Raw genomic sequence first — 14,754 nt, forward strand, 5'->3', positions numbered from 1 at the left:
TCCTTCTATTTCAATGTGCGGCGGGCGCATTGCCCGCTGCGTTGGGTTGTGGACTCGTTACGGCGTCCACCACGCGCTCCATTTGCATGAAGCGCGAGCCTTTCACGAGAAGCGTTGCAGCAGGACCGAAACCGGCCTGCTGCAATTGCGCGATCAGCGTGCCGACATCGGCGACGTGATGCGCGTTGGCGCCGTACGCGGCACAGGCGTCGCGCGAGGCGTCGCCCAGTGCGTACAGCGCGTCGATCCCGCGTTCTTTCGCGTATGCACCGATCTCGCGATGAAACGCCGGACCGTTGTCGCCGACTTCGCCCATGTCGCCCATCACCAGCACGCGCGGCAAGGCTTGCGACGCGAGCACGTCGATTGCGGCGCGCATCGAGTCGGGGTTCGCGTTATAGGTGTCGTCGATCACGGTTGCACCGGCGAGTGTGCCGAGCGCGGCGCGCTTCACCTGCAAACGACCCTTCACGGCGCCGAACGATTCGAGACCGCGCTTGATCGCGTCGAGCGAAACGCCTGCGGCGAGCGCCGATGCGGTCGCGGCCAGCGCGTTGTGTGCGTTGTGGTTGCCTAGCACCTGCAACGTGACGTCGATATGGCCTTCCGGCGTGTCGATGCTCAGAAGATTGCCGACGAACGTACCCGTTACCGCGGCTTCGGTCGCGCGGTCATCTGAGTTCAACGCGAAATCGACGATCCGGTTGCCGGTTGCGGCGACGCGCCAGATGCTCGCGTAGGCATCGTCAGCCGGGAACACGGCGACGCCTTCCGGGGACAGCGCGTGAATCACGCTTGCGTGTTCGAGCGCGACTGCTTCGACCGTCGCCATGAATTCCTGATGCTCGCGCTGCGCGTTGTTCACGACCGCGACGGTCGGCTCAGCGATCTTCGCGAGCACGGAGGTTTCGCCCGGATGGTTCATGCCTAGCTCGACCACCGCCAGTTGATGCGCGGCGTTCAGGCGGAACAGCGTCAGCGGCAGGCCGACGTCGTTATTGAAATTGCCCGAGGTCGCGAGGCGAGCATCCGCGCCAACCGCAGCGGCGAAAATCGACGCGATCATTTCCTTGACCGTCGTCTTGCCGTTGCTGCCCGTCACCGCGACGAGCGGCGCGCTGAACTTGCGGCGCCAGCCGCGTGCAAGCGCGCCCAACGCAACGCGGGTATCGGCCACGCGCAAGGCGGGGAGACGCCAGTCGCTGGGACTGCGCGCGACCAATGCGGCCGTGACGTTGCGCGACGCGACGTCCGGCAGGAAGTCGTGCGCATCGAAACGCTCACCCTTCAACGCGACGAACAGATCGCCCGGACCGGCACTGCGGCTATCGGTCGACACGCGCTCGAACGCGACGCTCCCGTCTCCAAGTACGGTGGCGCCGGGAATCAGCGCGGCGGCTTCGCGCAGCGAGAACATCGTCATTCGCCACCTCCGCGTGTGTGCGTCGCACGCGACGCGAGCGCGAGGCGAGCGTGGTCCTGATCGGAGAAAGCGCGTTTCTTACCCATGATTTCCTGTGTTGCTTCGTGCCCTTTGCCCGCCAGCAGGATGACGTCTTCGCGCGCGGCGCCGCGGACCGCTTGCAGGATCGCGCTCGCGCGGTCCTCGATACAGCGTGCCTTCGACGCGTCTTTCATGCCGGCGGCAATCTGTTCGATGATCGCTTGCGGATCTTCGCTGCGCGGGTTGTCGCTGGTCACGACGACGCCGTCGGCGAGCCTCTCGGCAATCGTGCCCATCAACGGACGCTTGGTCGCGTCGCGGTCGCCGCCGCAGCCGAACATGCAGATCAGTTCGCCGCCACGTGCAGCCGCCATCGGGCGCAGTGCTTCCAGAGTCTTTTCCAGCGCGTCCGGCGTGTGCGCGTAATCGATCACGACAAGCGGTTCGTCGTTCTGCAAGCGGCCGCCCAGACGCTGCATGCGGCCGTTTACCGGCTCGAGCTTCGCCAGTTCGGCGAGCGCGGAGTCGAACGGGACGTCCGCGGCGAGCAGCGCGCCGAGCACGCCGAGCAGATTGCTGACGTTGAATGCGCCGAGCGTTTGGACTTCGACTTCGGCGCTGCCCCAATCCGACGTGGTCAGATGGAACGCAGTGCCGGTGGCAGTGGCGCGCACGTTCGAGGCCGTGAGCAACGCATCGGCTTGCGGCGGGTCTTCGAGCGCTTCGTCGAGACCGTAGGCGATCGTGCGCGCATGGCCTTTCGCGCTGACGAGCAGGCGGCGGCCGGCCGCGTCGTCACGGTTGATCACCGCGGCACGCAGCTCCGGCCACACAAACAGACGCGCCTTCGCGGTTTCGTAGGCTTCGAGCGTGCCGTGATAGTCGAGGTGGTCTTGCGTGAGATTCGTGAACACGGCGACATCGAATGCGGTGCCGTTCACGCGGCCTTGGTGCAGCGCGTGCGACGACACCTCCATCGCCACGGCTTGAGCGCCCGCGGCGCGCAGTTGCGCGAGACTGCGCTGAAGCTGCGGCGCGTCGGGCGTCGTAAAGCCGGTGTGCACGAGTTGACCCGGCAAACCGGTGCCGAGCGTGCCGATGATCGCGCAGCGCGTGCCGAGCGCGGTCAGCGCCGCCGAGATCCATTGGCTGCACGAGGTCTTGCCGTTGGTGCCGGTGACGCCGATGGCCAGCATCGCGTCGCTCGGATTCTTGTACCAGGCGCTCGCGATCGGGCCCGCCAGTTCGTTCAGCGCCGGTACGGCCAGCGTCGTAACCGGATCGATCGCACCGCTGAAACCTTCCGGCTGAACCAGCACCGCCGCCGCGCCGCGCTCGATCGCGCCCCCGATGAACGGGCGGTTGTCCGCGCCGTCGACCGCGTAGGCGAAATACGCATCGCCCGCGGCGAGCGAGCGCGTGTCGGCGTGCAGATGCGCGTCTGGCCGCACGCGGGCGTGCAGCCAGGTCAAGGCGTCGACGATCTGCCGGTGCGCCGGATGCGTCTGACGCAGCGCGCTCATCGCTCCACTCCGGGATGGCTTTTCGCGTTGGCGGCGATCGTCATTTTCTTCGCGCCGCCGCTGGTGGAAAGTTTCTTCGCCGTTGCGGCTGTCGGCGCTGCGGTTTGCGCAGCCGGCGCCGAATCGTCCGACACCACCATCTGCTTGACCGGCATGTCCGGCGGCACATTCAGCGAGCGCAGCGTATCGCCGACGATCGCCGAAAACACCGGACCCGACACCTGACCGCCGAAGTGGCTGCCCGCAGTCGGTTCGTCGACCGAAACGGCCACGACGATGCGCGGATTCGGCATCGGCGCCATGCCGACAAACGATGCGCGGTACTTCGAATGGTCGTAGCCGTGAGCGCCGTGCTTGTACGCGGTACCGCTCTTGCCGCCTACGCGGTAGCCCGGCACGGCCGCATCCGGCGATGTGCCGCCCGGCGCCGTCACGGTTTCGAGCATCGCTCGCACTTCGCGCGCGGTGGTCGGCGCGAAGATTTGCGGCCCAGTCGCCGGCAGATCGCCAGGCGTGCGGAAAATCGACACCGGCATGATCTCGCCGTCATGCGCGATCGCGGTATACGCGCGGCCCAGCTGGAACAGCGACACCGACAAGCCGTAGCCGTACGACATGGTGGCCTGCTCGATCCGGCGCCAGCTCTTCCACGGACGCAGACGGCCCGCCGCCGCGCCTGGAAAGCCGACCTTCGGCGCCTGGCCGAGACCGATGCTGGTGTACATGTTCCACATCTCTTCGGGCTTGAGCTGCATCGCGATCTTCGTCGCCCCGATGTTGCTCGACTTCTGGATCACACCGCCCACCGTCAGCACGCCGAACGCGCTGTCGTCGGTGATCGGCGCGCCGTCGAGCACAAAGCGGCCCGGCCCCGTATCTACCAGTGTAGTCGGCGACACGCGGTGCAGATCGAGCGCGAGCGACACCGTGAACGGCTTCATGATCGAGCCCGGCTCGAAGGTGTCGGTCAGGATACGGTTGCGCAACTGATCGCCGGTCAGGTGCGAACGGTCGTTCGGGTTGTACGTCGGGTAATTGACGAGCGCCAGCACTTCGCCGGTACGCACGTCGATCACCATCGCGGCGCCGGCTTTCGCCTTGAATTTCTCGACGGCCGCTTTCAGGTTCGTATAGGCGATGTACTGGATCTTGCTGTCGATCGACAGGTCGACGTCCTTGCCGTTGTGCGGCACGACCTGTTCGTCCACATCTTCGATGGTGTGGCCCATCCGGTCCTTGATCACCCGGCGGCTGCCCGACATGCCGGCCAGCAGCTTCTGGTCGCCGAGTTCGACGCCTTCCTGGCCCTCGTCTTCGACGTTCGTAAAGCCGATCAGGTGAGCCGTGATCTCGCCTTCCGGATAGAAGCGCTTGTACTCGTCGCGTGCATAAATGCCGGGAATGTCGAGCGCGGTGACCTGCGCGGCGACGTCGACCGGCACCTGGCGCTTCACGTACACGAAGGTCTTGTCTTCCGACAGCTTGGCGCGCAGTTCCTTATTGGTCATGCCGAGCAGCTTGCCGAGCGCGGTCAGCTTGTCCGCGCCGAGATCGTCCGGCACCGATTCGGGAATCGCCCAGATAGCGCGGACCGGCAGACTCGTGGCGAGCACAAGACCGTTGCGGTCGAGAATCTTGCCGCGCGTGGCCGGCAGCTCGAGCCGGCGCTGATAGCGGATCTCACCCTGTTTCAGATAGAACGCGTTGCCCGGCCCCTGAATCCAGAAGGCGCGCGCCGTCAGCGCGACGAACGCCATGAACAGCAGGAACACAACGAGTTTCGAGCGCCACATCGGCAGACGCACCGACAGGATCGGATTCGCCGAGAAGGCCACGCTCTTGCGAGCCGACGATTTTTTCATCGCGCGCCTCCGCGACGGGTCGTGAGCGGCGCCGACGCCGGATCGGAAGTCGGGATCGGTGCGTCAGCAGCCTTGGCAGCGCCCGGATCGAGCGTCAGGTATTGAGTGCGGCCGGTGCTCACCGACTGCATTTTCAGCGAGGCCGTGGCGATCTGCTCGATGCGCGAGGTCTTCGACAGCGCGCTCTGCTGATATTGAAGCTGCGAATAGTCCTGCTGCAACTGACGCTCCTGCGATTGAGCACGCTGCAACTGGATAAAGATCTGACGCTGCTGATTGGTGGCGTTGACGACAGACAAGGCGCAGCCCATCACGATGATCAGCAGGAAGATATTGAGGCGATTCATGGCGCGATCCGCTCCGCCACACGCATCACGGCAGAACGGGCGCGCGGATTCGCGGCGACTTCAGCGTCGCTTGCGAACACGCGGCCGATGATTTTGAGCGGAGGGCTCGGCAGATCGACTGCTCGAATCGGCAGACGGCGATCGACCGCAGGCGTACTGGCGTGCGCCTGCATGAATCGTTTGACGATCCGGTCCTCGAGCGAATGAAAGCTGATGACCACCAGCCGCCCCCCTTGCTCCAACAGCGACAACGCTGCTTCTAAAACGACTTGCAGCTCCGCAAGCTCTTGATTGATGTGAATCCGTATAGCTTGAAAGGTGCGGGTTGCCGGATCCTTGCCCTTCTCACGGGTTTTGACGACGTTAGCCACGATTTGGGCAAGCTCGCCCGTGCTGACGAGAGGCCCAAGACGGTCGGACTCTGCCCGGCGAGCAACAAGCGCCTTTGCAATCTGAAAAGCAAACCGTTCTTCCCCATAATCTCGTATTACCTCCGTCAGTTCCTGCACCGTGGCCCGCGCCAGCCAGTCAGCGGCAGACTCGCCGCGCGTCGGGTCCATCCGCATGTCGAGCGGGCCGTCGGCGCGGAAGCTGAAACCCCGCCCCGGATCGTCGACTTGCGGCGACGACACGCCCAGATCCAGTAAAACGCCCGACAACCGCCCTACCCCGCGCTCCGCGATTGCGTCTCGCAGTGAAGCAAAACTCTCGTGCACGATGCCAAAGCGCGGATCCGCAATCTGCTGCGCCGTGGCGATGGCGAGCGGGTCTTTGTCGAACGCGATCAGACGCCCCGACTCGCTCAGCCGCTCCAACACCAGACGGCTATGACCGCCGCGCCCGAAGGTGCCGTCCACATAAACGCCGTCCGCGCGTGTCACCAGCGCATTGACCGCTTCTTCCAGCAGCACCGTGCGATGCTGCAATTCGTTTCCCATCGCAGGTGCCATATATGTATGCCGCGATCAGAACGTGAAATTCTTTAACGCTTCGGGCATGCCCTCGGCGATCGCCGCCTGTTCCTTCGCGGCGTAAGTTTGTGCGTCCCACAACTCGAAGTGACGTCCCATGCCGAGCAGGGTCACTTCTTTTTCCAGCGAGCCGGCCATGCGCAACTCCGGCGACACGAGCACGCGACCCGCACCGTCCATGTCGACGTCCATTGCGTTGCCAAGGAAAATGCGGCGCCACCAGGTTGCGTTCATGGGCAGATTGCCGACCTTCTCGCGGAAGATCTCCCATTCAGGACGTGGAAAGAGCAACAGGCAGCCGTCCGGGTGCTTGGTGATCGTCACCCGGCCTTCTGCCTGTGTCTGCAGCGCATCCCGATAACGAGAGGGAATCGACATCCGCCCTTTCGCATCGAGCGTCAGCGCCGACGCCCCTTGGAACACTTCGCTCTCCCCTCATACGACGCTTTAGCGCCGGCTGCCCGATCTATGAAAATCTACCCGAAACCGCCCGTGAGATCACACAAAAATACACTTTCTCACACTGTCTCCCACTTTAGAGGAACGCTAAACAGGGGTCAAGGGAGAAGCGCGCTTTTCGAGCGAAATTTGTTTGTTAGAACAAGGACTTAGCGCGACTCCTTCACATCAGACATAAAACGGAAAACCGTTATAAATGAATGAGCTAGTGCAACTTGTGAAGGTGATACGTGAAAAGTGCGGGGGAAAGGCGCGGAATGTAAGAGAGTGTCAGGCGGGATTGGACGATGTTTGCTGCCGTTTTCGGCGATTCTGGCAGACGGCGCGTAGTGCGCCGCCCCACTTCGAAATGATGGTGCGAGTTGAGGCGCCCAACCTATATGTAATAGGCCGTGCGGGTCATCACCTTCGACACTGCGCGCATCAGCGCGCGCGCCGGCAACGGCAACTCGACGCCGCCTGCGTCCATCGCTGATTTACCGTGCTCTGCTTCGTCCACGCGCATCTGTTCGACAATCGCGCGCGACTCGAGATCGGCTGCGGGCAATTCATCCAGATGGCTATCCAGATGCTGTTCCACCTGGCGCTCGGTTTCCGCCATAAAGCCAAGACTGACGCGATCACCCATGCGACCTGCTGCCAGGCCGATTGCCAACGCGCCGGTGTACCAAAGCGGGTTCAACAGGCTAGGACGCGAATCGAGCGCCTGAAGGCGCTTTGCGGTCCACGCCAGATGGTCCTCTTCTTCGATCGCCGCGTGATTGAAGACCGCGCGCAAAGACGGTGACTTCGTAGCCAGTTTCTGAGCCTGATAAAGCGCCTGGGCACACACCTCGCCGACATGATTCACCCGCATCAAGCCGGCCGCGTGCGCGCGTTCCGCCGGCGAGAGTTCCACGGCCTCGGCCGCCGATTCTTGCGGAACCGGCAACGGACGGCTCATCCGCGATACGCCCGTCATTGAGCGTAAACCCCGATCAAATTCGCTAATCAATTCGTCCAGAAACATGCAGCACTCCCGTGATTCAACAACCGCCCCACCGCACTGACAGGTCCACTCGACAAGGCTTCGCGGCACAAAACCGGACTCGCGAAGACTTCGTACCCGAACGAATTTAGCGGCCAATTTGGGATTTTAGACCATGTTGCGTAAACGAAACAGGAGCGCTCGTCGCCGTCTCCTTTTTCTTTGTGCCATGTATGCCTTTTGTTACATTACGTGCAACTTCTCGCGAAGTTGCACAGCAAGGCCTCAACGCAACATAAATATTCGCCTTGTACAAAAGATTCGTAATTCTTGGAGATCATTCGATGAAAAAGTCGCTTCTCGCTCTCGCAGCATTGGGCGCATTTGCAGGCGTCGCTCATGCGCAGAGCAGCGTGACCCTGTACGGTATCATTGACGAAGGCTTCAACATCAACACCAACTCGGGTGGCAAGCACCTGTACAACCTGTCCAGCGGCGTCATGCAAGGCTCGCGTTTCGGCCTGCGCGGCGCGGAAGATCTGGGCGGCGGTCTGAAGGCGATCTTCGTGTTGGAAAACGGCTTTGACGTGAACAACGGCAAGCTGGGTCAAGGCGGCCTGATGTTCGGCCGTCAAGCTTATGTCGGTCTGTCGAGCCAGTTCGGCACGGTCACGCTGGGTCGTCAGTACGACTCCGTCGTCGACTACGTCGGTCCGCTGGAAGCCGGTGACCAGTGGGGCGGCTACATCGCTGCTCACCCGGGCGACATCGACAACTTCAACAACGCGTACCGCACCAACAACACGGTCAAGTACACGAGTGCTGACTACAACGGCCTCAAGTTCGGCGGCACGTACAGCTTCGGCGGCCAGGCAGGCAACTTCAGCGGCAACCAGATCTGGTCGTTGGGCGTTGGCTACAACAACGGTCCTCTCGTCCTCGGCGCCGGTTACTTGAACGCACGCACCCCGGCAGCTTCGGGTGGCCTGTTCAACAACGGCGGCACGATCGCGTCGAACACGGTGAAGGCTACGGGACCGGACTTCGCCGTGTCGTCGCCGGTCTACGCTGGCTTCGCTTCGGCTAACACGTACCAGGTGATCGGTGCGGGTGGTGCGTACACGTTCGGCGCCGCAACGGTCGGTTTGACGTACTCGAACATCCGCTTCGCAAACCTGGGTGCTTCGTTCGCATCGCCGTACAAGGGTCAATCGGCTACGTTCAACAACGCGGAAGTCAACTTCAAGTATCAGTTGACCCCGGCATTGCTGGTCGGCGCTGCATACGACTACACCCGCGGTGCGGACATCGCTGGTGCATCGCGTGCTCAATACCACCAAGGCTCGGTCGGCGTGGACTACTTCCTGTCCAAGCGCACCGACGTCTACGTTATTGGTGTGTACCAACACGCTCTGGGCTCGACGTTGAATACGAGCGGTACTGTGGTGGACGCTCATGCAGGCATCAACGGCCTGTCGGGTTCGTCGAACCAGAACCAGCTCGCGGCTCGCGTCGGTATCCGCCACAAGTTCTAATAAGTCGTAATAAAGCAGTTTGCCTCAAAGGCGCCTTCGGGCGCCTTTTTTTATGGCAAGCGCGCCGGCTGGCTTGCTTGTGTCTAGGCGGCGGCTCAAGGAGAAAGGCCCGGCAGACTTTCGTCTGCCGGGCCTTTTTTCTGAGTTGCGCTGTGTTGCTTTGCTTTAGCTGCCTTACTTCGCGCCGGTGTTGTTAGGCACGGCCGTCGCGCAACTCCCTGCGCAGAATCTTGCCGACGTTGCTCTTCGGCAGTTCCGCGCGGAATTCGATGATCTTCGGCCGCTTGTAGCCGGTCAGTTGTTGCTTGCAGTACGCGAAAATGTCCGCATCAGTAAGCGCCTGGTCCTTCTTCACGACGAACAGCTTCACCGCTTCGCCCGAGTGCTGATCCGGCACACCGACCGCAGCGACTTCGAACACGCCTGGCAGCTTCGCCACCACATCCTCGATTTCGTTCGGATAAACATTGAAGCCGGACACCAGGATCATGTCCTTCTTGCGATCGACGATCTTGACGAAGCCGCCTTCGTTCATCAAGCCGACGTCGCCCGATTTGAAGAAGCCATCCGGCGTCATGACCTTGGCCGTTTCGTCCGGCCGGTTCCAGTATCCCGCCATCACCTGGGGACCGCGGATGCAGATTTCACCCGGCTGGCCCAGCGGCACTTCGTTGCCTTCGTCGTCGCGAATCGAGATTTCGGTCGACGGCAGCGGCAAACCGATCGTGCCGCTGTATTCGGTGACGGTGACCGGATTGCAGGTCACGCATGGCGACGTCTCCGACAAACCGTATCCTTCGATGATCGGCGTATGCGTATGCTCGTACCAGCGCTTGGCGACCGCTTCCTGCACCGCCATACCGCCGCCATTTGCGGCGATCAGCTTCGAAAAGTCGAGCTTGTGAAAGTCCGGACTGTTCAGAAGCGCGTTATACAGCGTATTGACGGCAGGAATCGTCGTGATCGGATAGCCTTGCAGCGACTTGATCATGCCGGGGATGTCGCGCGGATTCGGAATCAGCACGCCAAGACCGCCGGTGCGAATCGTCAGCAGACCGCAAACCGTCAGCGCGAACACGTGATAGAGCGGCAACGCGACGACGGTGATGAATTGATCGATGTCAGTGCGATTCGCTCGGACCGGATCGAGCCAGATTTCCGACTGCAGCACGTTGGCAATCAGGTTCCGATGCAGCAGCGTTGCGCCCTTGGCCACACCGGTCGTGCCGCCCGTGTATTGCAGGAACGCAACATCGTCCGGACCTTGCTTGACCGGCTTGAAGCTCTGACGGCCGCCCTCGGCGATTGCCGCGTTGAATTTGACGTGCCCCGGCAGACTCCACGCCGGCACCATCTTCTTCACGCGCCGCACGACGAAGTTCACAACGGCGCCCTTCACGCCCATTAGATCGCCCATCGCGGCGACAACGACGTGCTTGACCGACGTATTGCGGACAATCGCCTCCAGCGTGACGGCGAAGTTTTCGAGCAGGATAATCGCTTCCGCGCCGCTGTCCTTGAGCTGATGCTCGAGTTCGCGCGGGGTATAGAGCGGATTCACGTTCACGACCACGTAGCCCGCGCGCAAGATCGCGGCAATCGCGACCGGATATTGCAGCACGTTCGGCATCATGATCGCGATGCGCGCGCCGCGGGCCATACCCTTCGACTGAAACCACGCACCCAGCTTGCTCGAGAGCGTGTCGAGCTCGCCGTAACTGATCTCTTTGCCCATGCAGACGAACGCCGGTTTGGCGCGATGCTCGCGGAAAGCTTCTTCGAGTAGTTCGGCGACGGACGAATAACGGGTCGGATCGATCTCTGCCGGAATGCCGGGCGGATAAGATTTCAGCCAGATTTTTTCCATGCAGTGTCTCCTCCTTTATTTTCGAATGGTCGTGCTAAAAATGCATCGTAGCATGCGGCCCCCTTTGCTATTCGCGAAAAACGGCCGGGTTAGACTCCGGCCTCGAACCGGTTGTGGGCGGCAGCGGCGTGATTCTTCGAGCCTTTTCAGGCACGTTCGACCTCGACGAGGCAATCGTAGAACGTGGCCGACCCGCCGAGATCGGTGAGCGCCTGGCTGGTGACCTGGTTGGCGTTGCGGCCGTCGGGCGCGAGTTTCTTCCACCAGATTGACAGCCCGACGACGAGGCCTTCGCGCGCTTTGTCGGTGACACGGGCGCGCGCTTGCATCGAGCCGCGGTCATTGAAAATGCGCACCTGATCGCCGTCGACTATGTTTCGCTGCTGTGCGTCGGCCGGGTGAATGTCCAGGTGCGGCTCGCCTTCCGTCGAGCGCAGGCTTTCGATGTTCACGAAGGTGCTGTTCAGGAAGTTGCGCGCGGGCGGCGAGATCATCGCAAGCGGATAACGCGCGGCAAGTTCCGGCGCACCGTCAGCGGACTCGTAGGGTGGCAAATAATCGGGCAGCGGATCCAGCCCCTGTTGCGCGAGGCGCTCACTGAAAAACTCGCATTTACCAGACGGCGTTCGAAAGCCGCCTTCGGCAAACGGCGCGTCGGGCAGATTCAGCTTCGCCCAGCCCGTCTTCTTCAGCGAATCCCAGTCGACGCCTTCGAGCGCCGCATCGTCCCAGCGGAACGCCGCCTGCGCGACCGTTTCGTCGCTGTCATACAGCGCCGGCTCGTTCAGGCCCATGTGACGCGCGAAGCCGCGGAAAATCTCCGTGTTCGGGCGTGCGTCGCCGACCGGCGCGATCGCCGGCAGATTGACCATTACGTGTGTGTGCCCGTAGGACTTGTGCACGTCGAGATGCTCGAGTTGCGTCGTCGCAGGCAGGAGCAGATCGGCGTAGTCCGCGGTGTCGGTCTGAAAATGCTCCAGCACGATCGTGAACAGATCTTCGCGCGCGAAGCCTGCCGCGACCCGCTCCGAATCCGGCGCCACCGCCACCGGGTTCGAGTTGTAGACGATGATCGCTTCAATCTTGGGGCCGAACGCGGCGTCGCCGGGATGCAGCAATGCGTCGCCGATCGCGTTCATATTGATGACGCGCGATACTTTGGCGGGCCAGCCTGGCATCAGGTCCGGGCGCTGTAACGCGTGCGAATTGACCGGCGCCCATCCCGCCGACGACAGTAACACACCGCCCGCCCGCTCGCGCCACGCGCCCGTTAGCGACGGCAGGCAAGCGATGGCGCGCACCGCGTTACCGCCGCCACGCACCCTTTGCAAGCCATAGTTCATCCGGATCGCGGCCTTCTTCGTGCTGCCGTAGAGGCGCGCAAGCTCGACGATCACCTGCTCGTCGACGCCGCAAATCTCAGCGACGCGAGACGGCGGATAGCTGAGCGCGCGGGCCTTCAGTTCCGAAAAACCCAAGGTGTGATCCGCGATGTAGGCATGATCGAGCAGGTCCTCCGTGATGAGCACGTTCATCATGCCGAGCGCGAAAGCGCCGTCGGTGCCCGGCTTTATCGCGATGTGCTGATGGCACTTTTCCGCCGTCAACGAGCGGTACGGATCGATCGCGATCAGACGCGCGCCGCGGCGCTTGGCTTCCTGTGCGCGCGTCCAGAAATGCAGGTTCGACGCGATCGGATTCGAGCCCCAGATCAGGATGAGATCACTCTCCGCGAAAAACTCCGTGAGCATGCCGAGGCTCGCCCCAAAAGTGTATTTCAGCCCCGCCGCGCCGGCGGCCGCGCAAATCGTACGGTCCAACTGCGACGCGCCGAGCTTGTGGAAAAACCGTTGCGCAATGCTGTCACCCTGGACCAGACCCATCGTACCCGCGTAGCTGTACGGCAGGATAGCTTCGGGTGCGCGGCTAGCGATCCCCGACAGACGCATCGCAGCCAGCTCGAACGCCTCGTCCCAACTGATCGGCTCGAAGCGGCCTTCTCCCTTGCGGCCGACGCGCTTCATCGGTGTCGTCAGTCGACGCGGATGATGCACGCGCTCGGCATAGCGGCTGACTTTGGTGCACAGCGCGCCTTGGGTCGGCGGATGATCGGGATCGCCGGTGACCTTGATCGCCCGACCGCCTTCGACGGTCACGCGCATCGCGCAAGTATCAGGGCAGTCGTGCGGACACACCGCGCGGGCGAATTCGGTCGGAGCATTCATTGGCGATTGATTCACTAGAGCGGTGTGGAAGTAGTCTCGAATTTTACGGCCGCGGCCGCCTGGCCGGTGCGGTGCCGCCAAAAATGCTTCGGCGTAGAATCGGTTATCACCGTGCCCGGGCGAAGGCGCCCCGAGCGATCCCACGCAAAGCAGAGCACAAGCGCATCATCACTCCATCATGAAACTGATTCCCGAAATCCAGGCCGCTCGCGGCGAAATTCAGACCCTCCGACGAACGATTCATGCCCACCCGGAACTTCGTTACGAAGAGACCGCAACGGCGGATCTGGTTGCCAAAAGCCTTGAATCCTGGGGCATCGAAACTCACCGCGGGCTGGGCAAAACAGGCGTAGTCGGCATATTGAAACGCGGCAATGGTTCGCGCGGAATTGGTCTGCGAGCTGACATGGATGCTCTGCCGATTCAGGAACTGAACAGCTTCGATCACCGCTCGCAGAACGACGGCAAAATGCACGCGTGCGGTCATGACGGACATACGGCGATGCTGCTCGGCGCGGCGCGGTATCTGGCAAAGCACGGCGAATTCGACGGCACGATCGTATTCATTTTCCAACCCGCCGAGGAAGGCGGCGCCGGCGCACAGGCGATGATCGACGATGGCCTGTTCACCAGGTTTCCAGTCGACGCTGTGTTCGGCATTCATAACTGGCCGGGTATGCCGGCGGGCCACTTCGGCGTGACTGAAGGTCCGATCATGGCGTCGAGCAACGAATTTCGCATTGAAATCAAAGGCATAGGGTCACACGCGGCGCTACCGCACAATGGCCGCGACCCGGTATTTACGGCTGTACAGATCGCGAACGGTTTGCAGAGCATCATCACGCGCAACAAGAAGCCGCTCGATACTGCGGTGCTGTCGATCACCCAGATTCACGCCGGCGACGCCGTCAATGTCGTCCCGAACGACGCGTGGATCGCTGGCACTGTGCGAACTTTCACGACTGAAACACTCGATTTGATCGAAGCACGCATGCGCAAGATCGCCGAAAGCACCGCCGATGCCTATGAGTGCTCCGTCGACATCCATTTTCACCGTAACTATCCGCCGACCATCAACAGTAGCGAGGAGGCGCGCTTTGCAGCAGCTGTCATGAAGGAGATTGTCGGACCAGAAAACGTCGACGACGCAGTTGAACCGACGATGGGCGCGGAAGATTTCTCTTTCATGCTGCTGGCGAAACCGGGCTGTTATGCATTTCTGGGCAATGGCGACGGCGGCCATCGAGATTCCGGCCACGGAGCCGGGCCGTGCATGCTGCATAACGCGAGCTACGACTTCAACGATGAGTTGCTACCAATCGGGTCGACGTACTGGGTAAAGCTGGTGCAACGGTTTTTGTCGCAAGAATAGCGACAGTTGGGTTGATATTAGGCGACGATGTATGTATCGCCTCGTGCCGCTCTGCCAATTCGAGTGTTACTGAAACGCGCTGTTTGGCCGGTTGGATAGCAACGGCCGCGATGGTTTCCGGAGCCGTAAACGCAGAAACCCCACCGTTCTGGGTGGGGTTTCTGGTGCTGCTGGGGAGCCTG

General features: G+C 62.1%; 11 protein-coding genes. 2 read left to right on the forward strand and 9 right to left on the reverse strand.

The features are described 5' to 3' along the window. Positions 1 to 10: 10 nt before the first annotated feature. The 7 genes from AC3WLT_RS25590 to coq7 all read right to left on the reverse strand — a co-directional run bounded on the left by AC3WLT_RS25590 (position 11) and on the right by coq7 (position 7,615). A complete protein-coding gene (locus AC3WLT_RS25590; protein ID WP_492594475.1) occupies positions 11 to 1,423 on the reverse strand; it encodes a UDP-N-acetylmuramoyl-tripeptide--D-alanyl-D-alanine ligase in 1,413 nt (470 codons plus the stop codon). After that, the gene (locus AC3WLT_RS25595) at positions 1,420 to 2,967 is read right to left on the reverse strand and encodes a UDP-N-acetylmuramoyl-L-alanyl-D-glutamate--2,6-diaminopimelate ligase (protein ID WP_492594476.1); all 1,548 of its coding nucleotides are present in this window, start codon (positions 2,965 to 2,967) and stop codon (positions 1,420 to 1,422) included. Before AC3WLT_RS25595 ends, AC3WLT_RS25590 begins: the two co-directional genes overlap by 4 nt. Continuing rightward, positions 2,964 to 4,829, reverse strand: coding sequence for a peptidoglycan D,D-transpeptidase FtsI family protein (locus AC3WLT_RS25600; RefSeq protein ID WP_492594477.1), 1,866 nt, complete (start codon positions 4,827 to 4,829; stop codon positions 2,964 to 2,966). Before AC3WLT_RS25600 ends, AC3WLT_RS25595 begins: the two co-directional genes overlap by 4 nt. Beyond that, on the reverse strand, positions 4,826 to 5,176 hold the full coding sequence (gene ftsL, locus AC3WLT_RS25605; protein ID WP_492594478.1) for a cell division protein FtsL: 351 nt from the start codon (positions 5,174 to 5,176) through the stop codon (positions 4,826 to 4,828). Before ftsL ends, AC3WLT_RS25600 begins: the two co-directional genes overlap by 4 nt. Further along, a complete protein-coding gene (rsmH, locus tag AC3WLT_RS25610) occupies positions 5,173 to 6,126 on the reverse strand; it encodes a 16S rRNA (cytosine(1402)-N(4))-methyltransferase RsmH (protein ID WP_492594479.1) in 954 nt (317 codons plus the stop codon). Before rsmH ends, ftsL begins: the two co-directional genes overlap by 4 nt. A 15-nt stretch (positions 6,127 to 6,141) precedes the next feature. Next, complete coding sequence (mraZ, locus tag AC3WLT_RS25615) at positions 6,142 to 6,570, reverse strand: division/cell wall cluster transcriptional repressor MraZ (RefSeq protein WP_073431291.1); 429 nt, start codon at positions 6,568 to 6,570, stop codon at positions 6,142 to 6,144. A 412-nt stretch (positions 6,571 to 6,982) separates the two neighbouring features. Next, positions 6,983 to 7,615: a 2-polyprenyl-3-methyl-6-methoxy-1,4-benzoquinone monooxygenase gene (gene coq7 / locus AC3WLT_RS25620; RefSeq protein WP_492594480.1), complete on the reverse strand. Its 633-nt coding sequence runs from the start codon at positions 7,613 to 7,615 to the stop codon at positions 6,983 to 6,985. 302 nt (positions 7,616 to 7,917) lie between these two features. Here coq7 and AC3WLT_RS25625 point away from each other — a divergent pair, with 302 nt between their 5' ends. Beyond that, the gene (locus tag AC3WLT_RS25625) at positions 7,918 to 9,108 is read left to right on the forward strand and encodes a porin (RefSeq protein ID WP_492594481.1); all 1,191 of its coding nucleotides are present in this window, start codon (positions 7,918 to 7,920) and stop codon (positions 9,106 to 9,108) included. A 193-nt stretch (positions 9,109 to 9,301) separates the two neighbouring features. Here the strand turns inward: AC3WLT_RS25625 and AC3WLT_RS25630 are convergent, their stop codons facing one another. Together AC3WLT_RS25630 and AC3WLT_RS25635 are read right to left on the reverse strand one after the other, a co-directional pair. Further along, on the reverse strand, positions 9,302 to 10,975 hold the full coding sequence (locus AC3WLT_RS25630) for a long-chain fatty acid--CoA ligase (RefSeq protein ID WP_492594482.1): 1,674 nt from the start codon (positions 10,973 to 10,975) through the stop codon (positions 9,302 to 9,304). Positions 10,976 to 11,121: 146 nt separating this feature from the next. Beyond that, positions 11,122 to 13,200, reverse strand: a complete 2,079-nt coding sequence (locus AC3WLT_RS25635; protein WP_492594483.1) for a molybdopterin-containing oxidoreductase family protein — start codon at positions 13,198 to 13,200, stop codon at positions 11,122 to 11,124. Between the two features lie 178 nt (positions 13,201 to 13,378). On the opposite strand from AC3WLT_RS25635, the gene AC3WLT_RS25640 reads away from it, so the two are divergent. Further along, positions 13,379 to 14,572, forward strand: coding sequence for a M20 aminoacylase family protein (locus AC3WLT_RS25640; RefSeq protein WP_492594484.1), 1,194 nt, complete (start codon positions 13,379 to 13,381; stop codon positions 14,570 to 14,572). Positions 14,573 to 14,754: the final 182 nt, after the last annotated feature.

The sequence above is a fragment of the Paraburkholderia sp. FW306-2-2C-D06C genome (assembly GCF_058781505.1).